25 protein-coding genes and 1 pseudogene are annotated in these 26,999 nt (G+C 71.2%); 11 read left to right on the top strand and 15 right to left on the bottom strand.

Annotated elements, in window-relative coordinates; all coding sequences use genetic code 11:
- Positions 1 to 291 precede the first annotated feature (291 nt).
- Positions 292 to 558, bottom strand: a complete 267-nt coding sequence (locus P6166_RS06735; RefSeq protein WP_130317876.1) for a DksA/TraR family C4-type zinc finger protein — start codon at positions 556 to 558, stop codon at positions 292 to 294.
- Between the two features lie 139 nt (positions 559 to 697).
- Here P6166_RS06735 and P6166_RS06730 point away from each other — a divergent pair, with 139 nt between their 5' ends.
- Positions 698 to 937 carry a DUF2789 domain-containing protein gene (locus P6166_RS06730; protein ID WP_277763699.1) on the top strand — a complete coding sequence of 80 codons (240 nt, stop codon included), beginning with the start codon at positions 698 to 700 and terminating at the stop codon, positions 935 to 937.
- A gap of 3 nt (positions 938 to 940) precedes the next feature.
- Here the strand turns inward: P6166_RS06730 and P6166_RS06725 are convergent, their stop codons facing one another.
- The 3 genes from P6166_RS06725 to P6166_RS06715 form a co-directional block, all read right to left on the bottom strand.
- A complete protein-coding gene (locus P6166_RS06725) occupies positions 941 to 1,312 on the bottom strand; it encodes a response regulator (protein WP_277763698.1) in 372 nt (123 codons plus the stop codon).
- Positions 1,302 to 2,429, bottom strand: coding sequence for a PAS domain-containing sensor histidine kinase (locus P6166_RS06720; protein ID WP_277763711.1), 1,128 nt, complete (start codon positions 2,427 to 2,429; stop codon positions 1,302 to 1,304). The genes P6166_RS06725 and P6166_RS06720 overlap by 11 nt, the downstream gene beginning before the upstream one ends.
- Positions 2,430 to 2,580: 151 nt before the next feature.
- Positions 2,581 to 2,751, bottom strand: coding sequence for a DUF1328 domain-containing protein (locus P6166_RS06715; protein ID WP_081418233.1), 171 nt, complete (start codon positions 2,749 to 2,751; stop codon positions 2,581 to 2,583).
- A gap of 130 nt (positions 2,752 to 2,881) precedes the next feature.
- On the opposite strand from P6166_RS06715, the pseudogene P6166_RS17355 reads away from it, so the two are divergent.
- A pseudogene (locus P6166_RS17355) lies at positions 2,882 to 3,114 on the top strand (glutathione binding-like protein); the annotation flags it as partial.
- A 9-nt stretch (positions 3,115 to 3,123) separates the two neighbouring features.
- Here P6166_RS17355 and P6166_RS06710 read toward each other — a convergent pair.
- Positions 3,124 to 5,631: a hypothetical protein gene (locus P6166_RS06710; RefSeq protein WP_277763697.1), complete on the bottom strand. Its 2,508-nt coding sequence runs from the start codon at positions 5,629 to 5,631 to the stop codon at positions 3,124 to 3,126.
- 309 nt (positions 5,632 to 5,940) lie between these two features.
- Between P6166_RS06710 and P6166_RS06705 the strand changes: the two genes are divergently transcribed.
- Complete coding sequence (locus tag P6166_RS06705; protein ID WP_277763696.1) at positions 5,941 to 7,044, top strand: Glu/Leu/Phe/Val dehydrogenase dimerization domain-containing protein; 1,104 nt, start codon at positions 5,941 to 5,943, stop codon at positions 7,042 to 7,044.
- A 45-nt stretch (positions 7,045 to 7,089) separates the two neighbouring features.
- Here the strand turns inward: P6166_RS06705 and P6166_RS06700 are convergent, their stop codons facing one another.
- Positions 7,090 to 10,053, bottom strand: a complete 2,964-nt coding sequence (locus P6166_RS06700) for an autotransporter serine protease (protein ID WP_277763695.1) — start codon at positions 10,051 to 10,053, stop codon at positions 7,090 to 7,092.
- Between the two features lie 160 nt (positions 10,054 to 10,213).
- Here P6166_RS06700 and P6166_RS06695 point away from each other — a divergent pair, with 160 nt between their 5' ends.
- The 3 genes from P6166_RS06695 (at position 10,214) to P6166_RS06685 (ending at position 12,382) form a co-directional block, all read left to right on the top strand.
- Positions 10,214 to 11,389, top strand: coding sequence for a thiolase family protein (locus tag P6166_RS06695; RefSeq protein WP_277763694.1), 1,176 nt, complete (start codon positions 10,214 to 10,216; stop codon positions 11,387 to 11,389).
- A gap of 122 nt (positions 11,390 to 11,511) precedes the next feature.
- A complete protein-coding gene (locus P6166_RS06690) occupies positions 11,512 to 11,853 on the top strand; it encodes a hypothetical protein (RefSeq protein ID WP_277763693.1) in 342 nt (113 codons plus the stop codon).
- A gap of 157 nt (positions 11,854 to 12,010) precedes the next feature.
- Positions 12,011 to 12,382, top strand: coding sequence for a hypothetical protein (locus P6166_RS06685; protein WP_277763692.1), 372 nt, complete (start codon positions 12,011 to 12,013; stop codon positions 12,380 to 12,382).
- A gap of 18 nt (positions 12,383 to 12,400) precedes the next feature.
- Here the strand turns inward: P6166_RS06685 and P6166_RS06680 are convergent, their stop codons facing one another.
- Entirely contained in the window at positions 12,401 to 14,038 is a 1,638-nt protein-coding gene (locus P6166_RS06680; protein ID WP_277763691.1) for an acyl-CoA dehydrogenase family protein, read from the bottom strand.
- Between the two features lie 96 nt (positions 14,039 to 14,134).
- On the opposite strand from P6166_RS06680, the gene P6166_RS06675 reads away from it, so the two are divergent.
- Genes P6166_RS06675 through pdeM form a run of 5 tightly spaced genes read left to right on the top strand, consistent with a single transcriptional unit; the run spans position 14,135 to position 20,003 of the window.
- On the top strand, positions 14,135 to 15,133 hold the full coding sequence (locus P6166_RS06675; protein WP_277763690.1) for a ligase-associated DNA damage response exonuclease: 999 nt from the start codon (positions 14,135 to 14,137) through the stop codon (positions 15,131 to 15,133).
- Positions 15,130 to 15,312 (top strand): hypothetical protein, encoded by a 183-nt coding sequence (locus tag P6166_RS06670; RefSeq protein ID WP_277763689.1) that lies wholly within the window; start codon positions 15,130 to 15,132, stop codon positions 15,310 to 15,312. Before P6166_RS06675 ends, P6166_RS06670 begins: the two co-directional genes overlap by 4 nt.
- Entirely contained in the window at positions 15,309 to 16,913 is a 1,605-nt protein-coding gene (locus P6166_RS06665) for an ATP-dependent DNA ligase (RefSeq protein ID WP_277763688.1), read from the top strand. Before P6166_RS06670 ends, P6166_RS06665 begins: the two co-directional genes overlap by 4 nt.
- Positions 16,910 to 19,366 carry a ligase-associated DNA damage response DEXH box helicase gene (locus P6166_RS06660; RefSeq protein ID WP_277763687.1) on the top strand — a complete coding sequence of 819 codons (2,457 nt, stop codon included), beginning with the start codon at positions 16,910 to 16,912 and terminating at the stop codon, positions 19,364 to 19,366. The genes P6166_RS06665 and P6166_RS06660 overlap by 4 nt, the downstream gene beginning before the upstream one ends.
- Entirely contained in the window at positions 19,356 to 20,003 is a 648-nt protein-coding gene (gene pdeM, locus P6166_RS06655) for a ligase-associated DNA damage response endonuclease PdeM (protein ID WP_277763686.1), read from the top strand. The genes P6166_RS06660 and pdeM overlap by 11 nt, the downstream gene beginning before the upstream one ends.
- A gap of 3 nt (positions 20,004 to 20,006) precedes the next feature.
- Here pdeM and P6166_RS06650 read toward each other — a convergent pair whose 3' ends face one another.
- The 8 genes from P6166_RS06650 to rlmD all read right to left on the bottom strand — a co-directional run bounded on the left by P6166_RS06650 (position 20,007) and on the right by rlmD (position 26,849).
- Positions 20,007 to 21,263, bottom strand: a complete 1,257-nt coding sequence (locus P6166_RS06650; RefSeq protein ID WP_277763685.1) for an NAD(P)/FAD-dependent oxidoreductase — start codon at positions 21,261 to 21,263, stop codon at positions 20,007 to 20,009.
- Between the two features lie 126 nt (positions 21,264 to 21,389).
- Positions 21,390 to 21,596: a cold-shock protein gene (locus P6166_RS06645; RefSeq protein WP_130317859.1), complete on the bottom strand. Its 207-nt coding sequence runs from the start codon at positions 21,594 to 21,596 to the stop codon at positions 21,390 to 21,392.
- A gap of 86 nt (positions 21,597 to 21,682) precedes the next feature.
- Positions 21,683 to 22,432: an S-methyl-5'-thioinosine phosphorylase gene (locus tag P6166_RS06640; protein ID WP_277763684.1), complete on the bottom strand. Its 750-nt coding sequence runs from the start codon at positions 22,430 to 22,432 to the stop codon at positions 21,683 to 21,685.
- Between the two features lie 28 nt (positions 22,433 to 22,460).
- Positions 22,461 to 23,015, bottom strand: coding sequence for a hypoxanthine-guanine phosphoribosyltransferase (locus P6166_RS06635; RefSeq protein WP_277763683.1), 555 nt, complete (start codon positions 23,013 to 23,015; stop codon positions 22,461 to 22,463).
- Positions 23,015 to 24,022, bottom strand: a complete 1,008-nt coding sequence (nagZ, locus tag P6166_RS06630; protein ID WP_277763682.1) for a beta-N-acetylhexosaminidase — start codon at positions 24,020 to 24,022, stop codon at positions 23,015 to 23,017. Before nagZ ends, P6166_RS06635 begins: the two co-directional genes overlap by 1 nt.
- A 72-nt stretch (positions 24,023 to 24,094) precedes the next feature.
- Positions 24,095 to 24,784 carry a DsbA family oxidoreductase gene (locus P6166_RS06625; RefSeq protein ID WP_277763681.1) on the bottom strand — a complete coding sequence of 230 codons (690 nt, stop codon included), beginning with the start codon at positions 24,782 to 24,784 and terminating at the stop codon, positions 24,095 to 24,097.
- Positions 24,785 to 25,015: 231 nt separating this feature from the next.
- Complete coding sequence (locus tag P6166_RS06620) at positions 25,016 to 25,507, bottom strand: CYTH domain-containing protein (RefSeq protein ID WP_277763680.1); 492 nt, start codon at positions 25,505 to 25,507, stop codon at positions 25,016 to 25,018.
- A 10-nt stretch (positions 25,508 to 25,517) separates the two neighbouring features.
- Positions 25,518 to 26,849 (bottom strand): 23S rRNA (uracil(1939)-C(5))-methyltransferase RlmD, encoded by a 1,332-nt coding sequence (gene rlmD / locus P6166_RS06615; RefSeq protein WP_277763679.1) that lies wholly within the window; start codon positions 26,847 to 26,849, stop codon positions 25,518 to 25,520.
- Positions 26,850 to 26,999: the final 150 nt, after the last annotated feature.

Below are 26,999 nucleotides of genomic sequence, written 5' to 3'. Positions count from 1 at the left end.
CTTTCGGGACACGCCGTGAATCCATCCATGGAGGCTCGTAGGCGACATCCATGTCGCCTACGGTCCCGAAAGGGCCCACCGCGCCAGCCCCACGAAGCCCACCCGACGCTCCTGAAGCAATACCGCCCACTCTGTGGGAGTGGCTTACGCCGCGGCCGCGCCACCCTCGAACGCGAGAGAAGCCCTGGGAGCTTGATGAAGAAAATCGCCCTTCGTTAAGGCGCGGGACTGGGCGAGTGTGGAGGGGCCCAACGTAAGCGAAGCCCACTTTGGGCCCAAGCCCGCAGACACTCAGCGCAGCTGGCTGTCCTTGCTGCCCCGCCGGTTGTAGCCGCTGAACGCGCCTTCTTCTTCGTCGTGGGCTTGCTGGCACGCCACGCACAGGCGCACGCCGGGCACGGCCTTGCGCCGGGCCTCGGGGATCGGGGCGTCGCACTCCTCGCAGCGCTCGCTGCCCGGCCCTTGCGGAAGCTGGCTGCGCGCGCGCTTGATCGCGTCATCGACCGTGGCGTCGATCTGGTCCTGCACGGCGCCGTCGCCGGCCCATCCAGTCGCCATGATGTTCTCCCGTCTGCCTCTATTTCCGGTACATGGGTGCGCGATCACGCGCGGGCAAGCGTCTGCACACGCCGCGCAACAACTGTTCAGGCTAGGATTCGGGCCCCTGCCGCATGCGGCCCCACCAGTAAGGAACCCCATGGAACAGCCTGTCCACCCGTTCGCCGAACTGTTCGCCCAGCTGGGCCTGCCTTCCGACGAGGCCAGCATCCGCCAGTTCATCGCCGACCACGCGCCGCTGCCCGATGCAATGCGCCTGGAAGAGGCGCCGTTCTGGAATGCGTCCCAGGCCGCGCTGCTGCGCGAGGAGCGCATCGACGACGCGGACTGGATCGAGACCATCGACCAGCTCAACCTGGCCCTGCACGCCTCGCCGTGAGGCTCAGCGCGCCACCGCCTGCGTGTTCTCCAGCATGCCCAGCAGCTGCGGCAGGCGGTAGGGCTTGGGCAGGAAGGTGACGTTCTCCGGCAGCGGCGGCAGCTGCGCGCGCGCATAGCCGGAAGACAGGATCACGCGCGCGTCCGGTTGCAGGCGCGCGCTGTGCTCGGCCAGTTCGATGCCAGACACGCCGTTGGGCATGCTTACGTCGCTGAAGACGAAATCGAACTGCTCGCCGCTTTCCAGCAGCGCCAGCGCTTCGCGCCCGTCCCCCACGGTGACCACGCGATAACCGAAGTCCGGCAAGGCGTCGCGCATGAGTTCGCGCAGGCTTTCGTTGTCTTCTACCAGAAGCACGAGGGGTTCATTGGACATGCGCTTGCTCCGTGACCAGCGGCAGGCACAGGGCGACGATGCAACCGCGCCCCGGCTCGCTGGTGATGATGGCAAATCCGCCGGACTGGGTGGCAAAGCCGAATACCTGGCTCAACCCCAGGCCACTGCCCTGCCCGACGGTCTTGGTGGTGAAGAACGGTTCGAAGGCGCGCGCGGCGACCTCGGCTTCCATGCCCGGGCCGCTGTCGGCGACCTCGATGCGCGCGTAGGCGCGCGGGGGTTGATCCGGTGCATAGGGCGAACGCCCTTCCCAGATCGAACTGCGCAGGCGCACCGAACCCCCGTCGCGGCAGGCATCGCGCGCGTTGACGATGAGGTTGAGGATTGCCGCTTCCAGCTGGCCGCAGTCCACGTCGACGATGCCGGTCTGGCCCAGCTCGTCATGGAAGCTGAGGTGGCCGCCGCAGGCGCGGCGGTACAGCTCCATGGACGCCTGCAGCAGCGCGTCCAGCGGGCGCCGCTCCATCGCCATCGGGTGCCCGCAGCCGAAGCTCAGCAACTGGCGGGTCAGCAAGGTGCCGCGGTCCGCCGCGCGTTGCGCGACCGCCACGAGTTCGTGGGTGCGGGCATCGGCGCCCGGGCGCAGGTCGATCAGCTCCAGGCAGTTGACCATCACCGCCAGCAGGTTGTTGAAATCGTGCGCCAGGCCGAGGGTGAGCTTGCCCACCGCCTCGTTCTTCTGCGCTTGCGCCAGTTGCGCCTGCGCTTCCTGCAGCCGCAGCTGCGCCTGGTGGCGCTCGGTGACGTCACGGGTGACCTTGGCAAAGCCGATCAGCTCACCGTCGCGCCAGATCGGGTCAATGACCACGCTGGCCCAGAAGCGCGTGCCGTCCTTGCGCACCCGCCAGCCCTCGCCTTCGAACTTGCCCTGCTTGCGCGCGGCGTCCAGCGCACGATGCGGCAGGCGGGTGGCGATGTCCTCGGGCGTGAAGAAGCGGGAGAAATGGCTGCCGACGATCTCCGCCTCGGCGTAGCCCTTGATGCGCTCGCCCCCTGGGTTCCAGGAGCGGATGTAGCCCTGCGGGTCGAGCATGTAGATCGCGTAGTCGTTGACGCTGCGGATGAGCAGGGCCAGTTGCCGGGTCTCGTCCTCCAACCCGGCCTCGCGGCCCGGCGTTACGCCGGCCTGCGCGTCCAACACGGTAGCTTCCACAGACGACCCCTCCTGACCCGCGGCAAGCCTAGGGCCGGGATCGTGAAGGTCGCGTCACCCCCGGCGCGTGCGGCGCGCGCGCCGGGGGCCAGGTTTACACCTTCTTGGCGATGGACATGCCCACCAGGAACAGGATCACCGCAATGATGATGCCCGCCCAGAACAGGAACTTGGCGATGCCCATGGAGGCACCGGCCAGCCCGCCGAAGCCGAGCACGCCGGCGATGATGCCGATGACGGCGAAGATGATGGCCCACTTGATCATGCGATTCTCCGGATAAAAAGGTGCGGCGCCGGAGCGCCCACGTCGCGCAAGATAGGCAGCGGCGCGTCGGACGGCGGTGAATGCGGCGCGCAGGCGGCGTGAGTGTCGATCCGCGGCGCGCGTCGTATCGGAGGAACACCTGGCCGGACGCACCTGGGCGGCCGGCGCCGACTTCAGCCGGGCCGACTGCGCGGCGGCGCGGTTCCTGTTCCATGCCGATAGGACGCATGCCGTCGGCGCGCGTTTCGCGCCTGCGTGCGGGCCTATCGGCAGCGCCTGCTGGCGCGCCCGTCCTTCGGGCGCGCCGTGCACGAGGCGCGGCCGTGCCGCGCCTATTTCCCGCTCGGCGCACCCGATCGCGACCCGCCGCGCTCAACGCCGGCGGAAGCCGCCCATCGGCCGTGCGCCCAGGCCCGGGCGGAATCCACCCACCGGGCGCTGCATCGCGCCGGCCGGCCGCTGGAAGTCGTGCGCGGGCTGGCCGGAGATGCGCTGGTTGGCGCGCTCGCGGGCGAGGCGGTCACGGTCCAGGTCGCCGCGCTCGCCGCTGCGCTGCGCGCCGCCGTCCGGGCGCGTCACGGCGTTCCATTGGCCGTTGTCGTAGTGGTAGACCTGCCCGTCGTGCCCGGCGTAGACGTTGTCGTTGATGTCCACCACGCCGCCGTGGTGCAACGTGCCGGTGTCGGCGTTGTAGTGGAAGCCGCCGGCACCGCGTGCGTCGCCGCGCGCGCCCTGGCTGTCGAACGCGCCGGCACCGGCCGCGCCGTTCGGCCCCACGCCTGCCGCACCGGCGCGCTGGGTCACCCGCCCGGTGCGCGGGTCGATCGTGGTGCGCTCGCCGCCCGCCACGCCGCGGCCCGTATACGGATTCACCGCCGCGCCGCCCACGCCGGCCACCACGCGCCCGGTTTGCGGGTTGTAGCGCAGTCCCTGCGCGCCGGCGGTGGTGGTGCCGGTATAGGCATTGGTGTTGATGCCGGCGCGGCCCACGCCGCGCCCGCCGGTGGCGGCGTTGTAGTAACCGCCACGCGCGGCGCGCCCGTAGTTGCCCGTCCACGGGTCGGCCCACGCCGCCGCGGTGCCGCGCACGGCGGCGTTGCCCCAGTGGCCGTACACGTTCCAGGCCGCGGCGCCGCCGCCCCAGTAGCCCCACGGATATGCCGGGCCCCACCAGGGCCCCCACCATGGGTCATAGGGGCCATACCAGCCGTCGTACCAGCCCCAGCCCCAGCCGAAGGTCCAGCCGACCCAGGCGTTCCACCCGAAGTACACGCCCATGCCGTAGGTGGCCGGGCAGCCGTACCAGTAGGCGCCCACCCAGGGCGTGCACGGATAGCCTGTGCCGTAGACCACCACCCCGTCGCTGACCACCGTGCCGTAGTAGCCGGGCGTGTAGCCGACATGGACCGTGTCCGCGCTGCTGCCGTAGACGCGCACGTAGGTGACGTAGTGCAGCGGGGCGCTGGTGGGAATGGTGTAGATCACCGCCGGCACGGCCGTGGCGACGCGCCATGGCCCGGTGGCCGCGGCCGCCTGGAACCAGATGCCCTTGTCGACCGCGAAGTAGCTGTCGGCCGCCACGCGGATCACCGGCACCGGCGTGTTCCAGGCGTACTGCAACGCGGTGCCCGCGATCGGCTTGAACTGCGGGGCGCCATCGTAGGGCACGCGCAGGCTGGCCTGGCGGCGATCCACGGTGGCCGTCTGCGGAATGCTGTTGGCGATCAGCGCCTCCTTCGATTCCGGCGTACCCGGGATCGAAGCCAACACGCCGCTCTTGGGGCTGTCGGGCGGGATCTTCGCGAAGTCGGCGGGCAGCCGGTCGGCCGCCACGAAATGCCATGGCCCCTGCGTACCGGACGCGGTGAACCAGCGGCCGGAGACCAGCACGTACCAGGCGTGGTCCTGCGCGGCATCGACGAAGACGTCCGCGCCGGTGTTGTCGATGAAGCTCAACTGCGTGCCGGCGATCGGCGCGAAGCGGGGCTCGCCCTGCGTGGTGATCAGTTCGGCCGGATGCGTGCGCACCTGCACCTGCGGCAGTTGCCCGGCGGCCAGCGCCTGCTGCAGGGCCGGCGGCGGCTTGTCCAGCGCATCCACCTGGCGCGCCGCGACCGCCGCATCGGCCGCCTTGGCCAGCGCCGGGTCAACGCTCGCCTGCGCGGCCCAGGGCCCGTCCAGCGCTGGCGCGGCCGCCCAGTGGCCGCCAATGCGGGTGTAGTAGCGGCCGCCCTGCGCGAGCAGCAGGGAGCGCGTGTTGGCCACGCGCTGCACGCCCGCCACGCCGGTGGGCTTGAGCACGGGGGCGCCATCGACCAGCACCAGCAGGGCGGGCCCGGTGCTGAAGACGATGTCGGGCGCATCGTTGCGCACCGGCAGCGAGCGCGCCGCGGTGCGCGCGGCCTGGATCGCCAGCGCCGCTTCGAGCTGGTCCAGCGAGACGGTGAGCGTGCGCTTGTCGCGCAACAGCGTGCGCGCCAGCTCGAGGTAGTGCGCCTGCTGCGCCGTGGCGGTGGGAAAGCGCGCGTCGTCGAGCACGATGTCGGTCAGCACCACCGCGCGGGCCGCCTTGTCGATCTGCGTGCGCGCGTGGAAGGTCACGACACCGTAGTCGTGCACGGCCTGCGGCTTGCCGTCCGCGCCGGTGTGCGTGCCGTTGTCCACCGACATCGCCAGGCGGCCCTCCAGGCGGTCGTCCTCCCAGCGGTCGTACTGCGGCTCGTGGAGGCTGAACCGCGTGCCCTGCACGGTGAACTCGCGCGGGAATGGCCGGGCGTCGATGGCCGGCGCGGCGGGCGGCGGCGGCGGTTCCACCGCCAGCGCCGGAAGGCCCGCCAGCAACAGGCATAGGCTCAGCGAGCGGACCAGGGGCAGGCGCATGAGGGCTCCGAAGGTGCGCGGCCGGCGTGGCCGCCTCGCCCCGGATTGTCGAACCGGCCCCGCCCCGCCCTCCAGCGTAGGCTTACCTAGCCGGCCAACGTAGAAATACGCATACGCTTCCCCTCGGCGGGGGTGGCCCGGCCAGGCGCCCCCCGGCGGCCCTGCATGAATGCGCCGGGGTGGTCTAGAATGCGCCGCAGCGACGCTGAGGATTCCATCCGCCATCGTCGCTTTTTCGTTTTCGCCCCTGCCACAGGCAAAAGTTTCGGCCGCCGCACGCGTTCGCGTCCGCCCTCGGAGCCCACCCCCATGCTTTTTGAAACGCTCGATACCAGCGGCCACGAACAGGTCGTCTTCTGCCACGACAAGGACGCCGGCCTGCGCGCGATCATCGCCCTGCACAGCACCGTGCTCGGGCCGGCGCTGGGAGGCGTGCGCATGCGCCCCTATCCCAACAGCGAGGCGGCGATCAACGACGCGCTGCGGCTCAGCCGCACGATGACCTACAAGAACGCGCTGGCCGGCCTGAACGTGGGCGGCGGCAAGGCGGTGATCATCGGCGACCCCAAGGTGGACAAGACCGAGGTGCTGTTCCGCGCATTCGGCCGCTTCGTCGAATCGCTGGGCGGGCGCTACATCACCTCCGAGGACGTGGGCACCGACGTCAACGACATGGAGCAGATCTACCTGGAGAGCGAGTACGTCACCGGCGTGCACCAGGCCCATGGCGGCTCGGGCGACCCGGCGCCGTTCACCGCCTACGGCGCGCTGCAGGCGCTGATGGCCTCGCTCAACCGCAAGCTCGGCCACGAAGAAGTGAGCAAGGCCAGCATCGCCATCCAGGGCCTGGGCCATATCGGCATGGAGCTGGTGAAGCTGCTCAAGGAGCGCGGCGCCAAGCTGATCGTCACCGACCTGGACAACGCGCTGGTCGAGCGCGCGGTGAGCGAGTACGGCGCCGAGGCAGTCAAGCCGGACGAAATCTACGACGTGGCCGCCGACGTGTTCGCCCCCTGCGCGCTGGAAGGAGCCATCAACCAGGAAACGCTGCCGCGCCTGAAGGCCAAGATCATCTGCGGCACCGCCAACAACCAGCTGGCCGATACGGCCACTGGCGAGGAACTGCATCGCCGCGGCATCCTCTACGCGCCGGACTACGTGGTCAACGCCGGCGGCGTGATGAACGTGTCGCTGGAGATCGACGGCTACAACCGCGAGCGCGCGATGCGGTTGATCCGCAGCATCTACCACAACCTGGAAAAGGTCTTCGCGCTGTCGGCGCAGGAGAACATCCCGCCGCAGCAGGCCGCCGACCGCATGGCGCAGGCGCGCATCAGCGCGATCGGCAAGCTCAAGCTGCCGCTCGGCCGCACCGCGCCGCGCTTCATCAACAAGCTGCGCAACGAGCGCTGAGGCTGTCCACCGCGCCGGCGCGAGGCCGGCGCGGCGCGATCCCGGTCAGAAACCGAAGGCGTAGCGCAGCGACCAGGCGCTCGCCGGCTGGCTGCCGATGCGCTGGTCGTAGGCCAGCGACATCCGCGCGCGGGCCGACAGCTGCGCATGGGCCGACAGCCCGAACAGCGTGGCCGAGCCATCGTCCAGCACCTGCAGCGGCGCCCAGGCCTCCACGCCGGTGAAGCTGGCCTGCAGCGTGTCGCCCTGCTGGCTGAGCGGCTGCTGCCATTCGGCGTAGGCATTCCATTCCCACGCGGCCTTCGCGAATCCCGCGCGCACGCCCCCGATGGCCTGCGTGCGCGTGGTCGTGCCGCCGTCGCTGCGCAGCCCGTAGCCCAGCCCGCCTTGCTCGGCGAACGCAGGCGTCTGGACGCTGGCGTACTGCAGGCCCGCGTAGGGCGTCAGCTGCGCATGCGCGCCCAGGCCGAAGCGGAAACCGCCTTCGAAGCCGGCGCTGGAGAACTGCCCGTCGTAGCGGCTGGCCGCACCGAACCAACTGTCGCCCAGCAGCAGGTGGCGATCGAGATCGCGCGTGTAATGGCCGGCGCCCAACTGGCCCAGCGCATAGAAGCCGCCGCGCGACCAGCCACCGTACACCTGCGCCTGGGTCTGGCGGTCGCGCCCGCGATCGCCGAACTCGGCCAGCTGGCTGAAGGCACGGTTCTCGCCGAAGGCATAACCCACCACGCCGTCCCCGATACGCGCGTCCTGCCCGACCATCCACCCGCGCAGGTCGTAGGCACCGGCGCTGCGCGACTGCCCCAGGCCGCCGGTTTCGCGCATCCACGCACCGGCCGCGATATCGCGCGACAGCAACTGGTCGAAATGCGTGGCCAGCGCGCGACGGTTCTGGTCGATGCCGTCGAAGGTCGAGGTGCCCGCGATGGCGTGGAGTTTCCCGGACAGGCTATCCAGCGTGGCCTGCAGCGCGCCGGCGCCGGCGACCTGCTGGATCCGCGCCGCGCCTTGCACCGCATCGCCGCTGACGCCGCTGGCCTGCACCACGACCCCCTCGCCCGCGCCGGCCTCGATGCGCTGGAAAGCGCCCTCCACGCGCGTGGCCGAATTGAGCGAGGCGGCCGACAGCACGCCCAGCGTCTGCGCCGCGACCACCACGTCCACACGGTTCACGTCGAGCCACACGCTGGTCGGCCCGTAGCCGATGTTGGCGTCGAGCAAGGCCAGTTTCGCCGCGTTGTACGTCAACTCGGCGAACTGCCCGTGCACGCCGCCCTCGGCCACCAGTACCTCGGTGTGGTAGCGCGCGATGTAGCCCTGCTTGACGTCGTAGATCATCAGCCGGCCATCCAGGCTGGCCGTGCCTTTTACGTGGAAGGGATCGGCGCCGAGGAACACGTACAGCTCGCCGGTCGCGCTTTGCGTGTAGTTCGCGCCCAGGTAGCCGCGCGGGCTGCCCACGTCGATCAGGGTGCCGTTGTTGAGCACGTCCTTCTGGAAGACGGTGTCCGGCTTGTCGGCGTCGTAGGTGGTGGAATTGAATTGCAGCACGCCATCGTTGGTGACCGTGCCGCCCATGACGGTCTGCCATACGTACAGCCGGGAACCGGCATCCACGCGCACGTTGGCCGCCAACGCCTCGTCCACCGAGACGATGGCGCCGTCGGTGACATGCAGGTCGCCGCTGAAGGTGTTGCGGCCCTTCAGCAACAGGTACGGGCCCGAACCGCTGCCGGCTGCGCTGGTGTCGCCGTTGCCGCGCACCGTCAGCCCACCGGCGCCGCTGATGTCGTTCCACCAGGCCTGCGCGCCACTGGCCTGCAGCGTCACGTCCACGTCACCCCAGTCGAAACGCGCCGGGCCACGCAGCGCCTTTTCCACGTTGAGCAGGCCCCAGCCGAACACGGCATCCACGCCGGGCGCGCCCAGGTCGGTGGCCGTGCCGAGCAGCGTCTGCCGCACCAGGTCGTTGGTGAAGTTGGGAAAGTGCTGCCACACCACCGCCGCCGCGCCGGACACCAGCGGCGCGGCGTAGGACGTACCGCTGCCGTACCAGTAGGTCGGGTTGCCCGCCGTGTCGTTGGTGCCGGTGAATATCACCGTGCCCGGCGCCACCAGGCAGTAGTGCATCGCCACGCCGCAGGCGTTGGAGTACCCCTCCAGCCGGGTGGGCGTGGAGGTATCCAGCGCGGCCACGGTCAACCAGCCTTTTTCCAGGTCGGCCGCCGGACGCGTGCCGTTCGGGCCGGGCTGGCTGGGCAGCGCGGCCATGTCCGAAGGGTTGGCCTGCGATTCGTTGCCCGCCGCGAACACCACCAGCCCGCCATTGGCCTGGATGAAAGGCCGGTACTCGGCGGCGATCGGCGCGGTGGCATTGGGGTCGGTCCAGTACAGGCCGCCCCACGAGTTGTTCATGATCTTCACGCCCTGCGCGATCAGGTCGTCGTGGATCGGGGCCAGGCCGAGCGCGCCGTGCACCTCGTTGCCCTGGCCCGAGCCATCGTCCTGCGGCTCCTTGTCGGCGATGATCCGCGCCGAGACGATCTGCGCGCCCGGCGCCACGCCGCCGGGCCAGTTGCCGAACGCCTTGCCCGCCGCCAGCTGCGCGACCGTCGTGCCATGCCCGACCACGTCGTCCACGGCCAGGTTGTTGGTGCGCGGGTCCAGGTAGGTGAAGTTGGCCACGACACGGCCCTGCAACGCCGGGTGGTTGCGATTGACGCCGCTGTCGATCACGCCGATGCGCACGCCGGTACCGTCGTAGCCATTGGGCGCCGCGTCCAGCGCGTGGATCAACGACAGGTGCGCGTTGATCGCCGGTTGCGGCGGCGGCGGAGAAGTCGGCGGCGGCGGCGGCGGCGGCGAGACCGGCGGCGGGCTGACCGGCGGCGCCGTGGGCGGCGCGTCCGAGCGCGTATTGCCGCCCCCGCCGCCCCCGCCGCATGCCGTCAATGCCACCGCCAACGCCGAAGCCAGCAGCGTGGTCTTCGCCAGTACCGCTTTGTTCATCCCCATCGTCCCTTGATGCGGGGCCATCCCCCGGGCCCTCTATACGTCATCCCCGGCCGAATGTCTCCACGCATGGCACGGATGGGCACACGGGGGCGGCACGCTGGCGCGCATGGCGGCGCGCGCCGATAATCGCCGCACTTCATCAGGTACCCGTCCCATGACCGACATCGTCATCGCCGCCGCCCAGCGCACCGCCATCGGCTCGTTCCTCGGCCAGTTCAACGGCGTGCCCTCGCCCACGCTCGGCGCCACCGCCATGGCCGCCGCGCTTGCGCAGGCCGGCATCCCGGCCGCGGACGTTTCGGAGGTCATCATGGGCTGCGTGCTGCCGGCCAACCTGGGCCAGGCGCCGGCACGCCAGGCCGCGCTGGCCGCGGGCATTCCGCAGGCCACCGGCGCCACCACCATCAACAAGGTCTGCGGCTCGGGCATGAAGGCGATCATGCTCGGCCACGATCTCATCAAGGCCGGCTCGGCCAGCATCGTGGTGGCCGGCGGCATGGAATCGATGAGCAACGCGCCGCACATGATCCCCCACTCGCGCACCGGCAACCGCTACGGCAACTTCCAGGCGGTGGACCACATGGCGTGGGATGGCCTGACCAACCCCTACGACGGCCAGGCGATGGGCGTGTTCGGCGAGCAGGCCGCGGAGAAATTCGGCTTCACCCGCGAGGAGCAGGACGCCTACGCGATCCAGTCGGTGCAGCGCGCGCAAGCCGCGCAGGCATCCGGCGCGTTCGACGGGGAAATCGTTCCGGTGAAGGTCGCTGGCCGCAAGGGCGAGGTGGAGTACGCCGAGGACGAACAGCCGGGCAAGTCCGACATCAGCCGCATCCCGACCTTGAAGCCCGCCTTCAAGAAGGACGGCACCGTCACCGCCGCCAGCTCGTCCAGCATCTCCGATGGCGCGGCCGCCACCGTGCTGCTAAGCGCCGAGGAAGCCGAACGCCGCGGCGTGAAGCCGCTGGCGCGCGTCGTCGGCCACGCGACCTTCTCGCAGGCGCCGGAGTGGTTCACCACCGCGCCGATCGCCGCGATCGAAAAGCTGGTCGCGCAGACCGGCTGGAAGCTGGAGGACGTGGACCTGTTCGAGATCAACGAAGCCTTCGCCGTGGTGGCGATGGCGCCGATCAAGCAGCTCGGCCTGGACCCGGCGAAGGTCAACGTGAATGGCGGTGCGTGCGCGCTCGGCCATCCGATCGGTGCCTCCGGCGCGCGCTTGGTGGTGACGTTGGTGAACGCGTTGCGCAAGCGCGGCGGCAAGCGTGGCATCGCTACTCTGTGCATCGGCGGCGGAGAGGCGACGGCCATTGCCATCGAATTGATTTGATTGGAATTCACACCCTCCCGTAAAAGATGAATGCGGGTGTGCTTGACACCGGTCTTGGGCTTGTCATCATGTTGGGGGCGCGCAATAGCGCGTTGCCTAACTAACGACGAGGATTGACACTAATGAGCATCAACAAGCTGCTGATCGCGATGGCCCTGGGCCTGGCCCTGGCCGCCTGCTCGAAGCCGGAACAGGCGCAGGACGCCGCCGCTTCGGCCAACGAAGCCGCCACCGACGCCCAGGCTGCCGCCGACCAGGCTGCTGCCGCCGGCGCCCAGACCGCCGACGCTGCCCAGGCCGCCGCTGACACCGCCGCGACCGCCGCCGACACCGCTGCCGACGCTGCTCAGGCCGCGACCGCCGCCACCACCGATGCCGCTGCCGACAAGGCTGCCGACACCGCCAAGGCTGCGGAAGACACCGCCGACCAGGCCAAGGACGCCGCCGAAGAAGCCAAGAAGTAATCACTTCTTAGCATCTGGCAAGTCCAAAGAGCCGCCGGGTAACCGGCGGCTTTTTTTTGCCCGCGCGCCGGCATGCAACCGATGCCGGATTCACGTTGCGCTGCACCGCCATCGCTCTAAGCTCGGCCTCCCGTCACTCACCAAAAGGGAAGTTCCGATGCGTCTGCACCTTTCTCTCGCCGCCAGCGCCGCGCTGCTGCTCACCCTGACCGCTTGCCAGGGCCCGCAGGCCGAGCAGGCCAAGCGCGATGCCGCCTCAGCGGCCGACAACGCTGCCGCGGCCACCGACCAGGCCCTGGACCGCGCCGCCGACAAGGCGCGCACCGCCTCGGACCAGGCCGCTGCGGCCGCGCGCGACGCCGCGCAGGATGCCCGCGCCGCCGCGCACCAGGCCGGCGATGCGACCCGCGACGCCGCCGCCGATGCCGCCAACGCCACCGCCGATGCCGCGCAGAATACGGCCGACAAGGCACGCGAGATGGCCGACAAGGCCGACCGCGCCGCGCAGGACGAGCAGGCCAAGCACTGACCTGTCGCGCGCGTTGCCTCAGGGCAGCGCGCGCGCCAGCAGGCCGTCCACCGGCGTGGCATCGGGCAGCGTGCCGAAGGCCAGGCCATGGCGGCCATCCAGCCGCGAGGCGACGAAGGCGTCCGCGGCCGGGCTGCCGGCGCGCAGCAGCAGTGCCGCCTGCAGCACCAGCGCGCAGCGCTCTACCACGCTGCGTGCGTCGAACTCGCTGGCGCCACGCGCCAGCACGTCGCGCAGGTGCTGGACCGCCGCGGCGTATGCCGGCGGCGCCACTTCCACCTGCTCCAGCTCACGCAAGAGCGCGTGTCCGCACGCCGGGTCGCGTGCCAACGCGCGCAGCACATCCAGGCACTGGATGTTGCCGCTGCCTTCCCAGATCGAATTGAGCGGCGCCTGCCGGTAGAGCCGCGGCAGCATCGATTCCTCGATATAGCCCGCGCCACCCAAACACTCCTGCGCTTCGTTGACGAATGCCGGCGCGCGCCGGCACAGCCAGTACTTCCCCAGTGCGGTGGCGATGCGCGCGAGCGCGGCCTCGCCGGCATCGTGCCCGGCGCGATCCACCGCGCGCGCCACGCGCAGCGCCAGCGTGGTGGCCGCTTCGCTTTCGATTGCCAGGTCGGCCAGCACGTTGCCCATCAGCGGGTGCTCGACCAGCCGCTTGCCGAAGCTGCGCCGGTGCCGCGCGTGGTGCAGCGCCTGCGCCAGCGCCATGCGCATTTCCGCCGCGGCGCCGAGCATGCAATCCAGGCGGGTCATCATCACCATCGGGATGATCGAGGCCACGCCACGCCCTTCCTCGCCGATGCGCAGGGCCCACGCGCCGCAGAACTCCACCTCGCTGGAGGCGTTGGACCAGTCGCCGAGCTTGTCCTTCAGGCGCATCAACCGGAAGGCGTTGCGCCGGCCATCGTCCAGGCGGCGCGGCATCAGCAGGCAGGTCAGCCCGCCGGGCGCCTGCGCCAGCACCAGGAAGCCATCGGACATCGGCGCGGAGAAGAACCACTTGTGCCCAACCAGCGCGTACTCGCCTTCGCCGGCGAGCGGCGTGGCGACGGTGGCGTTGGCGCGCACGTCCGAGCCGCCCTGCTTTTCGGTCATGCCCATGCCCAACGTGATGCCGCCCTTGGCGGCAATGGGGATGTCGGCCGGATCGTAGGCCGGCGCGGCGGCGCGCTGGGTCCAGGCGTCGAAGGCGGACGATTGCCGCAGCACGGCGACGCCGGCGTGGGTCATCGTGAGCGGGCAGCTGGTGCCGGCGTCGGCCTGGTGGTGCAGGTAGCTGAGCGCCGCGCGCGCCACGTGGCCGCCGGGCGTGGACGCATGCCACGACAGTCCGGCCACGCCGCCCTGCTTGGCCAGGTCCATCAGCTGGTGGTACGCCGGGTGGAACTCCACCAGGTCGATGCGGTGGCCGTGCGCGTCGTGCGTGCGCAGGCGCGGCCGGTCGCGATTGGCCTCGAAGCCGAGTTGGTAAAGCGTGTCTCCCGCCAGCGCGCCATACGAGGCCAGCACCGGCAGGAAACCCCCGCCGCCCTCGCGCGCCACCGCCTCGCGCAGCGCCACGTCGTCGCCCCACAGGTCGCGCGGCGCGAACGGGGGTGGCTGGTTCTCCACGACATGGGTTTCGAACGAAGGCACGGCCGGCGATTGCATGGCGTCACTCCCACGGCGAACGAAGCCCATTGTGGCGCATGCCGTGGCGGGCGCGGATTCTCGCCGCCTCCACGCCCGCGCCGCCACAGTGGGCCCATGGACGACCTGCGCGACCTGGTGGTGATGCGACCCGAAGGGCTGTACTGCCCGGCGGGCGATTTTCATATCGACCCCTGGCGGCCGGTGCCGCGCGCGGTGATCACCCACGGGCACGGCGACCATGCGCGCGCCGGCATGGGCCGCTACGACTGCCTGGACAGCTGCCTGCCGGTGCTGCGCTGGCGCCTGGGCGAACAGGACTACCACGTGCACGCACCGGGCGAAGCGTTCGCGCTGGGTCGCGCCAAGGTATCGCTGCATCCGGCCGGGCACGTGCTGGGCTCGGCGCAGGTGCGCATCGAGGTGGGCGGGCAGGTATGGGTCGCCTCCGGCGACTACAAGCGCCAGCCCGATCCTACGTGCGACGCCTTCGAGCCGGTCGCATGCGACGTGTTCATCACCGAGGCGACCTTCGCCCTGCCCGTCTATCGCTGGCCGGATACCGCCACCGTGGTGGACGACATCGTGACCTGGCGCCATGCCTGCGCCGAACGCGGCGAAACCGCAGTGCTGTACTGCTACGCGCTGGGCAAGGCGCAGCGCGTACTGGCCGAACTGGATGGGCGCGGCGAACCGCCGGTGCTGCTGCACGGCGCGGTGGCCGCCGGTGTGGAGGTGTACCGCGGCGCGGGCATCGCGATGGTGGAGACCGAGCCGGTGTCCGAGCAGCCGCGCGGGCAGGACACAGCCGGCCGCCTGGTGCTGGCACCGCCCTCGGCCGCGGGCAGCGCGTGGCTGCGCCGTTTCCGCCGTGCGCAGCAAGGCTTCGCCTCCGGCTGGATGCGCCTGCGCGGCAATCGCCGCCGCCGCAACTACGACCGCGGCTTCGTGATCTCCGACCACGCCGACTGGCCCGCGCTGCTGCACACCATCGCGCAGACCGGCGCGCAACGGATCATCGCCACGCACGGCAACACCGACGCGCTGGTGCGCCACCTGCGCGAGCACGACGTGGCCGCCGAAGCCTTCCGTACCGCCTATGGGGAAGAGACATGAACCGACCACCCGTGTTCCGCCCACGTTCGCGCCCGTGCCATCCCCTCGCCGGCGGCAAGGTGTTCCGCCGCGCCGCGCTGGGCTTCCGCCTGCGTTGCGCGCCGGTGCCCACGCCGCACCTGGCCGGCTTTACCCTGCAAGCGTTGGCGTTGCGCCGCAGCGCAGGCCCGGGCGCTTGAAACGCTTCGCCGCCCTGTACCGCGAGCTGGACCGCAGCACCGGCACCGGCGACAAGCGCGCGGCCTTGGTCGCGTATTTCCGCGACGCGCCGCCGGCCGACGCGGCGTGGGCGCTGTACCTGCTCAGTGGCGGCAAGATCGCCGGCGCGCGCACGCGCATCGCCAGCAGCACCGAACTGCGCGAATGGATCGTGCCGCTGGCCGGCATCGACGACTGGCTGGTGGCGGACAGCTACGACCATGTCGGCGACCTGGCCGAGACACTGGCGCTGCTGCTCGACGATCCCGCCACGGCGGCCGAGGACGTGCCGTTGTCAGCGTGGATCGAGCAGCGCCTGTTGCCGATCGCCAACACGGCGCCGGCGCAGCGCCGCGAAGTGGTCGAACACGCATGGCGCACGCTGGATTTCGACCAGCGCCTGGTGTTCAACAAGCTGCTGACCGGCTCGCTGCGCGTGGGCGTCTCGCAGCGGCTGGTGCAGCAGGCGCTGGCCGAGCTGTCGGGCGTGGACATCGCGCGCATCGCCCAGCGCATGCTTGGTGCGTGGCGGCCGAGCCCGGATTTCCTGGCCGGCCTACTCAGCACCGAGGAGCTGGAGACCGACCGCCAGCAGCCCTACCCGTTCTTCCTGGCCTCGCCGCTGGAAGGCGAGCCGGCCGCGCTGGGCGATATCGCGCACTGGCTGCTGGAATGGAAGTGGGATGGCATCCGCCTGCAGCTGATCCGCCGTGGCGAGGACATCGCGCTGTGGTCGCGCGGCGAGGAACGGCTGGATGGCCGCTTTCCGGAGATCGAACGCGCGGCCGCCGCGCTGCCGGTGGGCACGGTCATCGACGGCGAACTGCTGGCCTGGCGCCAGGGCGAGCCGCAGCCGTTGCCGTTCGCCGCCTTGCAGACGCGCATCGCACGGCTGCGCCCCGGGCCCAAGACGCTGGCCGACGCGCCGGCGCGGTTGGTGGCCTACGACCTGCTCGAACTGGCGGGCGAGGATCTGCGCGAGCGCCCGCTGAGCGAACGTCGCGCGCTTCTGGAAGAGGTGCTGGCCGCGTTGGACGATGCGCACCTGGTCGCCTCGCCGCGCGTCCTCGCCGAGGATTGGGAAGCGGCCGCCGCGCAACGCGCGCAGTCGCGCGGGCGCGGCGTGGAAGGGTTGATGCTCAAGCGCGCCGATTCGCCCTACCGCACCGGCCGCCGCCGTGGCGATTGGTGGAAATGGAAGATCGACCCGCTCACCATCGATGCGGTGCTGCTCTATGCGCAGGCCGGGCATGGGCGGCGCAGCACGCTCTACACCGACTACACCTTCGGCCTGTGGCATGAGGGCGAACTGGTGCCGGTGGCCAAGGCCTATTCCGGCCTGGACGATCGCGAGATCCTCGACCTGGACCGCTGGATCCGCGCGCACACCACCGAACGCTTCGGCCCGGTGCGCGCGGTGACGCACGAACAGGTCTTCGAGCTGGGCTTTGAAGCGGTGAACGCCAGCCGCCGGCACAAGTCCGGGATCGCGGTGCGCTTCCCGCGCATCCTGCGCTGGCGCCACGACAAGCGCCCGGCCGACGCCGACGCCCTGGCGGCATTGCAGGCCCTGGCGCGATGAGCGTGGCGGAGGCGTCGCGCCGCTGGCGCGCGTGGTTCGCGCAGCGCGGCTGGCGGCCGCTGCCTTTCCAGCGCGAGGTGTGGCGCCGCTACCTCGCGGGCGAATCCGGCCTACTGCACACGCCCACCGGCAGCGGCAAGACGCTCGCCGCGCTGGGCGGGCCCATCATGCAGGCACTCGCCGCGCCCACGCCGGCGCGAACCAAGCGTGGCGCGGCGCGCCCGCTGCGCCTGTTGTGGGTGACGCCGCTGCGCGCCCTGGCCACCGATACCGCGCGCGCACTGCGCGAGCCCTGCGCCGAGCTCGGGCTGGATTGGCAGGTGGGCCTGCGCACCGGCGATGCCAGCGCGCGCGACAAGCGCATGGCCCGCGCCGGCCAGGTGGATGCGCTGGTCACCACGCCCGAATCGCTGGCGTTGCTGCTGTCCTACCCCGACAGCGCCGAGCGCCTGCAAACGTTGCAGTGCGTCGTGGTCGACGAATGGCACGAACTGCTCGGCAACAAGCGCGGCGTGTTGTTGCAACTGGGCCTGGCGCGCTTGCGCGCCCTGGCGCCCGCGCTGCGCGTGTGGGGCCTGTCGGCTACGCTGGGCAACCTGGCGCAAGCGCGCGACGTCCTGCTGCCCGGGCAACCGCAGGCGGCCATCGTCAGCGGCGCGCGGCCCCGGCGCCTGACGCTGGAAACCTTGCTGCCCGCGCATGGCGAACGCTTTCCATGGGCGGGCCACCTCGGCCTGGCGCAACTGCCGCGCGTGCTGGAAGCGCTGATGTCCGCCCGCACCAGCCTGCTGTTCACCAACACCCGCGCGCAGGCCGAACTGTGGCACCAGGCCCTCTCGGCGGTGTGGCCGGAGGCGCTGTCCACGCTGGCGCTGCACCACGGCTCGCTCGACCCCGCACTGCGTGGCGCGGCCGAAACCGGGTTGCGCGAAGGCACGCTGCGCTGCGTGGTCGCCACGTCCAGCCTGGACCTGGGCGTGGATTTCCCCGCCGTGGACCAGGTGCTCCAGCTGGGCAGCCCGAAAGGCGTGGCCCGCCTGCTGCAACGCGGCGGCCGCGCGCGGCACCGGCCCGGCGAATCCGGCCACGTCATCTGCGTGCCCACGCACGCGCTGGAACTGGCCGAATACGCAGCCGCGCGGCGGGCGCTGGCGCATGGCGAGATCGAATCGCGCCCGCCCCCGCGGCTATGCCTGGACGTGCTCGCGCAACACTGCGTGAGCTGCGCGCTGGGCGGCGGCTTCCGCGCCGAGGCGTTGTTCGCCGAGGTGCGCGGCACCGACGCCTTCGCCATGCTCGATGTGGCGCACTGGCAGGGCGTGCTCGACTTCATCGTGCAGGGCGGCGCGGCGCTGGCGAGCTATCCGGATTTCCACAAGGTGGTGCGCGACGAGGACGGCGTCTACCGCGTCGTCGACCGCCGCGTCGCGCTGCGCCACCGTCTGTCCATCGGCACCATCACCAGCGATGGCAGCGTGCGCGTGCGTTTCCTGCGCGGCGGCGACCTGGGCTCGGTGGAGGAACAGTTCGTCGGCCGCCTGCGCCGCGGCGACCGTTTCCAGTTCGCCGGCCGCCTGCTCGAACTCGTGCGGCTGGAGGACATGACCGCCTACGTGCGCATCGCCAAGGGCGGCGATGGCAGCGTGCCGCGCTGGATGGGCGGCCGCCTGCCGCTGTCGGGCACGCTCGGCCGCGAGATGGAGGCCGTGCTCGGCGCGCCGGACGACACCCCGGAACTGCGCGCGCTCGCGCCGCTGCTGCGGCTGCAGGCGCGCCTGTCGGCGTCGCCCGGCCCGGGCCGGCTGCTGGTGGAGCACATCCGCACGCGCGAGGGCGGGCATCTGTTCCTGTATCCGTTCGCCGGCCGGCAGGTGCACGAAGGCCTGGCCGCGTTGCTGGCGCTGCGCTGGGGCCGCCGGCAAGCCAACAGCTTCGACTACGCGTGCAACGACTACGGCCTGGTGCTCTCGCCCGCGCAGGACGTGGTGCCGGACGAGGCGCTGCTGCGTGCGCTGCTCGCGCCGCAAGGCCTGTTCGAGGACCTGCGCGAAAGCCTCAACCTCGCCGAGCTGGCCCGCCGGCAGTTCCGCGAGATCGCGCGCGTGTCCGGCCTGCTCATTCCCGCCCTGCCCGGCCGCACGCCGCGCAGCCAACGCCAGTTGCAGGCCTCGGCCGGCCTGCTGCACGACGTGCTGCGGCGTTTCGATCCCGACCACCTGCTGCTGCAGCAGGCCGAACGCGAAGTGCTGTCCGGCCAGCTGGAGCTGAGCCGCCTCGCGGCGACGCTGGAAGACTGCGCGCAACGCACGCTGTGCCTGTGCATGCCGGCCAGCCTCACGCCGCTCTCGTTCCCGTTGTGGGCCGAACGCAGCCGCGGGCAGCTGAGCACCGAGGACTGGCGCGCGCGCGTGATGCGTGCGGCCGCGCAGCTGGAGCGCCGGCATGGCGCATGAGTGGCACACCACGCTCGGTGGCGAAGCGGTGGTGCTGCTCGGCGCGCGCGCGATGTACCGCCCGGCGCGCGCCGCGCTGCTCATCGCCGACCTGCACCTGGGCAAGGGCGACGTGTTCCGCCGCGCCGGCATCGGCCTGCCGGCGGGCGGCACGCTGCACGATCTCGCGCGCCTGGATGCGCTGCTCGCGCGCCATCCCGCGCGCACGCTGTGGATTCTCGGCGACATGCTGCATGGCCCGTTGCGCGAGGCGACCTGGCTGACGCAATGGCAGCAGTGGCGCTTGCGCCACGCCGCGCTGGAGGTGGCGGTGATCCGCGGCAACCACGACCGCGCGCTGGAGGCCGACCGCCTGCGCGTGCGCGATGCCGGCGAACGCGTGGACGACGGGACCTTCGTGCTGCGCCACGACCCGCTCGCCGAACCGGACCGGCACGTGCTGTGCGGCCATGTGCATCCATTGTGCGAACTGCCCGGCGTGGGGCGGCGCTTCCCCGCCTTCTGGCTGCGCCCCGGCGTGACCGTGCTGCCGGCGTTCTCGCACTTCAGCGCGGGCGTGGTGGCGCCCTTGCGCCGGGGCGAGCAGCTGGCGGTGTGCGTGGACGACGCCATCGTCGCCCTGCCCGCGCCGCGTTGAAATTCAGGCCGGCGCGGGCGCGGCCGCCGACGGCGCGCGTTGCGCCAGCGCGGCGAGGAATTCCGGCGCCAGCGCCAGTTGACCCACCCAGCCGTGCTGCGTGCCGCTGAGCACGCGCAGCATGTGGCCGCGCCCACCGGGCACGCGGCCGAGCGGGCGCAGCGCCACGTCGCGCAGCCGCGCGGCGACATCGCGCTCGGATTGGAACAACGGCGTCAGCCAGCGGCTCCAGAAGTGGTAGATCGACACGTGCGCCTGGCGCTCGCGCTGGTACAGCGGCAACGCACGCGCAAGCGAGCTTTCCACGCGCAGCGCGTGGCACAGCGCCCAGGCGTCGAGCAGCGCCATGTTGACGCCCTGCCCCAGCTGCGGGCTCATCGCGTGCGCCGCATCGCCGGCCAGTACCAGGCGGCCCCAATGCCATTCGCGCGCCACCGCGTCGCGGTAGGCGGCGGTGGCCAGCTGTGCCGGCGCGTGGATACCGGCCAGGCAGGCGCGTGCTTGCGGCCACAACGTGGCGATCTCCTCCAGCCACGGCGCCACGCCTGCCTCGCGCCAGCGCGCGAAGTCCTCGCGCGGCAGGCTCCAGAAGAAACTCATGCGCGGCTGCGGATCGTCCGGCCGCGTGCCGACCGGCAGCAGGCCGATCATCTTGCGCGCGCCCTGGTAGCGCTGGCGCAGTTCGTCGCCATGCGCCCAGTCGCCGCGCGGCACCAGGCACCACAGCGCGCCCCACGGATAGGGACGATCCAGCCGCGGCGTGCCCACCCGGTCGCGCAGCACGGAGGCGGCGCCATCGGCGGCGACGACCAGGTCGTAGCCGTCGTGCCAGCGGCCATCCTGCGCCTGGACGCGGCCCCGCTCGGCATCCACCGCCACGATGCGCGTGCCGGCATGCAGCCGCGGGGATTCCCATGCATCGCGCAGCAGCATGAACAGTGCACCGCGCTGCAGGCCCAGGCCGAACAGGCGCGGTTCCAGGTCGCGATACGCCATCTCCATCACCGCACGGCCGCCGGGGAGGTCGCCATACAGCCGATGGACCGGCGCGCCGTGCGCGAGCACGCCGTCCAGCAACCCCATGCGCCACAGCACTTGCAGGCCGCTGGGCTGGAGCAGGAAGCCGGCGCCGACCGGGCCCGGCTCGGCGGCCTGCTCGAAGACCTCCACCTCGTGGCCGTCGCGCTGCAGCAACACCGCCATGGCCTGCCCAGCGGTGCCGTAGCCGACGATCGCAATCCTTCGCTTGTGCTCCGTCATCGTCCGTATGCAGTGCGTTCCGATGCCCGCATCGTAGAAGAATCCGCGCGGCGGCGGCGAGCAGGGCCGGCCGCGGGCAAAAAAAACCCCGCCGGCAGGCGGGGTTTCAAAGCACGACCGGCTGGATCAGCCGACCGGCGTGATGTTGGAAGCCTGGGCACCCTTCGGGCCCTGGGTCACGTCGTACGTGACGCGCTGGCCTTCCTGCAGGCTGCGGAAGCCCTTGGAGTTGATCGCGGAGAAGTGCGCGAAGACGTCAGCGCTGCCGTCCTCCGGTGAAATGAAGCCAAATCCCTTGGCGTCGTTGAACCACTTGACGGTACCGTTCGGCATGGTGATGCGAGACCTTTGCAAAATTGAATGGGTGGTGTGCGGCTGAGGCACTCGCCGAGTATGCAAAGCTTATGCCCCGAAGACAATCACCCTCGCGCAAGTTCGCCAATCAGTTCCGGAAGCCCGGCCGAGGCCGCCTCGACGTTGGCCAGGACCTCGGCCAGGGTGATCTCTTGGGCGTCCCCGCAGCCGGCCGCCCAGTTCGCCACGATCGCCAGGCAGGCATAGTCCAGCCCCAGCTCGCGCGCCAGGCCGGCCTCGGGCATGCCGGTCATGCCGACCAGGTCGCAGCCGTCGCGGCGCATCCGCGCGATTTCCGCGATGGTTTCCAGCCGCGGGCCCTGCGTGGCGCCGTAGCAGCCGCCGTCCACCAGCCGGGTGCCGGTCACCCGCGCGGCGGCCAGCACCTTGCTGCGGAACAGCGGCGAATACGGATGGCCGAAGTCCACGTGCACCACCTCGCTGCCCTCCTCCTCGCAAATGGTGGAGATGCGGCCCCAGGTGTAGTCGATCAGCTGGTCCGGGCAGGCCAGCACGCGCGGCCCGTAGGCCTCGGTGATGCCGCCCACGGTGTTGAGCGCGAGCACGCGCTGGGCGCCGATTTGCTGCAACGCGGCAAGGTTGGCGCGGTAGTTGATCTTGTGCGGCGGCAGCGAATGGCCTTCGCCGTGGCGGGCCAGGAAGGCCACGCGCTGGCCGAGCAGCGTGCCCACGCGCACCGGGCCGGAGGGGCTGCCGAAGCGGGTGGACACTTCATGGGTCTGCACGTCGTCGAGCTGGGCGAGCTTGTAGACGCCGGTGCCGCCGATGACGGCCAGGGAGATGGGGGAGTTCATGCGGGGGGCCTTTCGGGTTCGCTCGCCGTCATTCCTTCATCGCGTAGATCGCCGGCGCGCCGCGGTGCAGCTCGCCCACGTCCATGCCGAAGCCGAACACGTAGCGGTCCTCGACTTCCACGCCGGCATAGTCGGCCTGCACGCCGGGCACGCAGCGGTCGTGCTGCTTGATCGCCAGCGCGGCGATGCGCACGTCGGTGGCGCCCTGCTCCAGGCACCACTGGCGCACGCCCTGCAGGGTGTAGCCCTCGTCGAGGATGTCGTCCACCAGCAGCACGCGGCGGCCGAACAGCGCGGTGGCCGGGCGGTGCTTCCACACCAGCTCGCCGCCGGTGGTGGCGCCGCGGTAGCGGGTGGCGTGCAGGTAGTCGAACTGCAGGTCCTGGCCGCGCGCGCCCAGTTCCAGCGCCAGCTGGCCGGCGAACGGCAGCGCGCCGTGCATGATGGTCAGGTAGACCGGCACTTCGCCCTGGTAATCGCGGGCGATGGCGTCGGCGATGCGGCCGATGGCGGCGTCGAGGGTCGGGCGGTCGACGAGCACGTCGGCCTGGGCCACGGCCTGTTGGAGGGTGAGATTGGACATCAGGCGGTTTTTCCGAGTTGTTCCAGCAAACGGGATTGGGTGTGGGGGTGGCGGGCATCGGCCAGCAGGCCGTCCCAGCCCAGCGCGCCGCGGCCGATCAGGCCCAGCAGCGCGGCGGTGTTGAGCGAGCGCCCGGCCACGGCCTGCAGCGATTCCTCGACCAGCTCCGGGTGGCAGACCAGCACCACGTCGCAGCCGGCGTCCAGGTGCGCGTCCACGCGCGCCTTGACGCCGCCGGCGCTGAACGAGGCGGCCATGCCGATGTCGTCGGAGAAGACGACGCCGCGAAAGCCCAGCTCGCCGCGCAGGATGTCGCGGATCCAGCGCGGCGAATAGCCGGCCGGCTCCGGGGCGATCTTCGGGTAGACCACGTGCGCCATCATCACCGCGTCGGCGCCGGCCGCGATGCCCGCGGTGAACGGCACCAGGTCTTCGGCGAGCAAGGCGTCCAGCGAACGCGCGTCGATCGCGGTGTCCACGTGGGTGTCTTCCAGCACGGTGCCGTGGCCGGGGAAATGCTTGAGCGTGGCGGCCATGCCGGCCTCGTGCATCGCCGCCACGTAGGTGCGGGTGAACGCGGCCACGACTTGCGGGTCGGCGCTGAAGGCGCGGTCGCCGATGGCGCGGTTGCCGCGGGCCAGGTCCACCACCGGGGCGAAGCTGAGGTCCACGCCGCTGGCGCGGATCTCGCTGGCCATCAGCCAGGCGTGCTCGCGGGCCAGCGCCAGCGCGGCGTCCGGCTCGCGCGCGTACAGCGCGCCGAAGCCGGCCAGCGGCGGCAGCGCGGTGTAGCCCTCGCGGAAGCGCTGCACGCGGCCGCCTTCCTGGTCCACGCAGATGAGTTGCGGGCGCGGGGCGGCGGTGCGGATCGCCGCCGACAGCTCGGCCACCTGCGCGCGCGAGGCGAAGTTGCGCTTGAACAGCACCACCCCGGCGACGGCGTCGTGCTGCAGCCATGCGCGCTCTTGGGCGGTGAGTTCGGTGCCGGCGACGCCGATCAGGAGCATGCGGGGTGGACCTCCAAAACAGGGGCGCCAGGAGGGCGCACCGCCGCATTGTCGCAGATGCGCGCGCCGGCTTCAGACCTCGCAGCCGTCCGGGCCGCAGCCCTCGCCCTGGGCGGCGGCCGGCGCGGCCTGTTCGGCGGCGATGCGCCCGAGGATCTCGGCGATCGCCTCCGGCGGCTGGGCGCCCTGGATGAGGTAGCGGCCGTCGATCACGAAGCTGGGCACGGCGGTGATGCCCAGCCGCTGCGCATCGGCCAGTTGGGCGCCGACCTCGGCCAGCCCTTCGTCGGAGGCCAGGAAGGCGCGTACCCGCGCTTCGGCCAACCCGCCCGCGGCGCCGGCGGCGACCAGCGTGTCCGGACCGGCCAGGTTGCGTCCCTCGGCGAAGTGCGCGCGGAACAACGCCTCGGCCACCGCGTCGGCGTCGCCTTCCTGCGCGGCCAGCCACATCAGGCGATGGCCCTGGAGCGTATTGGCGCGCACCTGCCCGCGATCAAAATCGAACGGCAGCCCTTCGGCGCGGCCGGTCTGCTGGGTCTGGGAGAGGATCTGCTCGGTGCGGGCGTCGCCCCCGAACTTGGCGCGGTAGGCCTCGCGCAGCGGCACGGGCTCCGGGCCGGCGTCGGGGTCGAGCTGGAAGGCGTGGTAGTGGATGTCCACGTCGGGCGCCTCGGCGCCCATCAGCGCCAGGCCGCGCTGGAAGCGGTGTTTGCCGATCCAGCACCAGGGGCAGACGATGTCGGACCAGATGTCGATGCGCATGGGCGCGCTCCGCGGGAAGGTGGGCTGCCACTATGCCGGGATCGACCGCCGCGAGTGTGCAGGCAGTTGCAACGATGCGTCGCATGGCCCCTTGCAGGAGCGGCTCCAGCCGCGAACGCAGGATTCCGGCAGCACCTGCATGGCATTCATGCGGTGGGGGCTGAAGCCCCGCCCACGAGGCGCGCGAGCGGCCGTCGGCGAAAACCATCCGCAAGGCGCGCCGGCAAGCGGTCAGCGCGGCCAGCGCCCGTAGGGATGCGCCGCCAGTGCAAGGTTGTAGTAGCGCACGTCGTCGGTGACTTCCTCGCCCAGCCACGCCGGCCGCGCGAATGCTTCCTCGGCGTGGTCCAGCTCGATCTCCGCCACCACCAGCCCGGCGTTCTCGCCCAGGAACTCGTCCACTTCCCACAGGTGGTTGCCGTGGCGTACCAGGTGGCGGCGCTTGTCCACCAGGCCGCCCACGCACAGCGCCAGCAGAGCGCGCGCATCGTCCACCGGGATCGGGTAATCGAATTCCTGCCGCGTGTGGCCGGGCTCGCGCGACTTCAGGTTGAGGTAGGCCGCATCGCCCTGGATGCGCACGCGCACCGATGCCTTCTGCGCGCCGCTGTCCAGCGCCGCGGCGTCGTTGATGTAGCCCTGCGCCATCGGCACCACCGCGTGCGCGGCCGCGCGCCAGCCGTCGCCGGTGACCAGGAACTTGCGCTCGATCTCGATGCCCACGGCCGTCTCCTCAGCGTTCGAACAGCGCGATGCTTTCCACGTGCGCGGTGTGCGGGAACATGTCCATCGCGCCGGCCGCCCTGAGCTTGAACCCCTGCTCGTTGACCAGGTAGCCGGCATCGCGCGCCAGCGAACCGGGGTGGCAGCTGACGTACACGATGCGCTCGAACTTCTTCAGCGGCAGCTGCTTGAGCACGTCGATCGCGCCCGAGCGCGGCGGGTCCAGCAGCAGCTTGTCGAAACCCTGGCGCATCCACGGCGCCTGGCGCTGGTCCTGGGTGAGGTCGGCGGCGAAGAACTGGGCGTTCTCCAGGCCGTTGCGCACGGCGTTTTCCTTCGCGCGCGCCACCAGGCCGGCATCGCCTTCCACGCCGACCACCTCGCGCACGCCACGCGCCAGCGGCAGGGTGAAGTTGCCCAGGCCGCAGAACAGGTCCAGCACGCGGTCTTCCGGCTGCGCGTCGAGCAGGCGCAGCGCGTGGTCGATCATCTTCTCGTTGAGGGTGGCGTTGACCTGGATGAAGTCCAGCGGCCGGAACGCCAGCTCCACGTCCCACTGCGGCAGGCGGAACGACAACGGCACGCTTTCCGGCCACAGCGGATGCACCGATTCCACACCGCCGGGCTGCAGGAAGATGGCGAAGTCCTGCGCCTGCGCGAAGGCGACCAACGCCTGCCGGTCGGCCTCGGTCAGCGGTTGCAGGTGGCGCACGGTCAGCGCGACGGCCTCGTCGCCGGCGATGAACTCGATCTGCGGGATGTCGCGCTTGCCGTCCAGGCTTTCCACCAGCGCCGACAACGCGGTGATCTTCTCGCCGATCTGCGGGATGACCGTGTAGCAGACCGACAGGTCGGCCACGAAGCGCGGGTCCTGCTCGCGGAAGCCGACCAGCGTCTTGTCCTTCTTCTCCACCCGGCGCACGGAGAAGCGGCCCTTGCGGCGGTAGCCCCAGTTGGCCCCGACCAGCGCCGGCAGCACGCGCTCGGGCGTGACATGGCCGATGCGCTGCAGGTTGTCCATCAGCACGCGCTCCTTGGCGACGATCTGCTGGCCCTCGTCCAGGTGCTGCAGCACGCAGCCGGCGCACACGCCGAAATGCGGGCAGCGCGGCGTGACGCGGTCGGGCGAGGCCTGCAGCACTTCCAGCGTGCGGGCTTCGTCGAAATGGCGGCTGCGCGAGCTCGGCTCGGCGATCACCACCTCGCCGGGGAGGGCGCCGGAAATGAAGGTGACCTTGCCGCCCTCGCCTTCGCGGCGGGCAACGCCGCGGCCGTCATGGCTGAGGTCGAGGATGTCGGTCTGGAAGGGAGTACGGTCGAGGCGTCTGCCGGATCTGGCCACGTGGCGACAAGCTGCGGGCAAAAAGGGCGCGTATTGTGGCAGATGGCGCCGACGGTGGCCGGGTCCACCCGTTCATTGTCGTTTGCAGGAAAGGCAGGCACACTCACCCCGCCGCAGGATGTCGCTGCGGCGTGCTGACATGGAGGCAGC

The organism is Stenotrophomonas sp. HITSZ_GD (genome assembly GCF_029543105.1).
Lineage (GTDB): Bacteria > Pseudomonadota > Gammaproteobacteria > Xanthomonadales > Xanthomonadaceae > Stenotrophomonas_A.
Note: the sequence above shows the minus strand (reverse complement) of the source record. Positions and strands in the feature narration are given on the sequence as shown.

Excerpts from the sequence above, each read along its gene's own strand:
- P6166_RS06670 (WP_277763689.1), top strand. The coding sequence starts at position 15,130 with ATGAACCGACCACCCGTGTTCCGCCCACGTTCGCGCCCGTGCCATCCC.
- P6166_RS06715 (WP_081418233.1), bottom strand. The coding sequence starts at position 2,751 with ATGATCAAGTGGGCCATCATCTTCGCCGTCATCGGCATCATCGCCGGC.
- P6166_RS06640 (WP_277763684.1), bottom strand. The coding sequence starts at position 22,432 with ATGAACTCCCCCATCTCCCTGGCCGTCATCGGCGGCACCGGCGTCTAC.
- P6166_RS06685 (WP_277763692.1), top strand. The coding sequence starts at position 12,011 with ATGCGTCTGCACCTTTCTCTCGCCGCCAGCGCCGCGCTGCTGCTCACC.
- P6166_RS06725 (WP_277763698.1), bottom strand. The coding sequence starts at position 1,312 with ATGTCCAATGAACCCCTCGTGCTTCTGGTAGAAGACAACGAAAGCCTG.
- P6166_RS06635 (WP_277763683.1), bottom strand. The coding sequence starts at position 23,015 with ATGTCCAATCTCACCCTCCAACAGGCCGTGGCCCAGGCCGACGTGCTC.
- pdeM (WP_277763686.1), top strand. The coding sequence starts at position 19,356 with ATGGCGCATGAGTGGCACACCACGCTCGGTGGCGAAGCGGTGGTGCTG.
- nagZ (WP_277763682.1), bottom strand. The coding sequence starts at position 24,022 with ATGCTCCTGATCGGCGTCGCCGGCACCGAACTCACCGCCCAAGAGCGC.
- P6166_RS06700 (WP_277763695.1), bottom strand. The coding sequence starts at position 10,053 with ATGAACAAAGCGGTACTGGCGAAGACCACGCTGCTGGCTTCGGCGTTG.
- P6166_RS06645 (WP_130317859.1), bottom strand. The coding sequence starts at position 21,596 with ATGCCGAACGGTACCGTCAAGTGGTTCAACGACGCCAAGGGATTTGGC.
- P6166_RS06625 (WP_277763681.1), bottom strand. The coding sequence starts at position 24,784 with ATGCGCATCGACATCTGGTCCGACATCGTCTGCCCCTGGTGCTGGATC.
- P6166_RS06695 (WP_277763694.1), top strand. The coding sequence starts at position 10,214 with ATGACCGACATCGTCATCGCCGCCGCCCAGCGCACCGCCATCGGCTCG.
- P6166_RS06680 (WP_277763691.1), bottom strand. The coding sequence starts at position 14,038 with ATGCAATCGCCGGCCGTGCCTTCGTTCGAAACCCATGTCGTGGAGAAC.
- P6166_RS06735 (WP_130317876.1), bottom strand. The coding sequence starts at position 558 with ATGGCGACTGGATGGGCCGGCGACGGCGCCGTGCAGGACCAGATCGAC.
- P6166_RS06705 (WP_277763696.1), top strand. The coding sequence starts at position 5,941 with ATGCTTTTTGAAACGCTCGATACCAGCGGCCACGAACAGGTCGTCTTC.
- P6166_RS06675 (WP_277763690.1), top strand. The coding sequence starts at position 14,135 with ATGGACGACCTGCGCGACCTGGTGGTGATGCGACCCGAAGGGCTGTAC.
- P6166_RS06690 (WP_277763693.1), top strand. The coding sequence starts at position 11,512 with ATGAGCATCAACAAGCTGCTGATCGCGATGGCCCTGGGCCTGGCCCTG.
- P6166_RS06650 (WP_277763685.1), bottom strand. The coding sequence starts at position 21,263 with ATGACGGAGCACAAGCGAAGGATTGCGATCGTCGGCTACGGCACCGCT.
- P6166_RS06730 (WP_277763699.1), top strand. The coding sequence starts at position 698 with ATGGAACAGCCTGTCCACCCGTTCGCCGAACTGTTCGCCCAGCTGGGC.
- P6166_RS06660 (WP_277763687.1), top strand. The coding sequence starts at position 16,910 with ATGAGCGTGGCGGAGGCGTCGCGCCGCTGGCGCGCGTGGTTCGCGCAG.
- P6166_RS06710 (WP_277763697.1), bottom strand. The coding sequence starts at position 5,631 with ATGCGCCTGCCCCTGGTCCGCTCGCTGAGCCTATGCCTGTTGCTGGCG.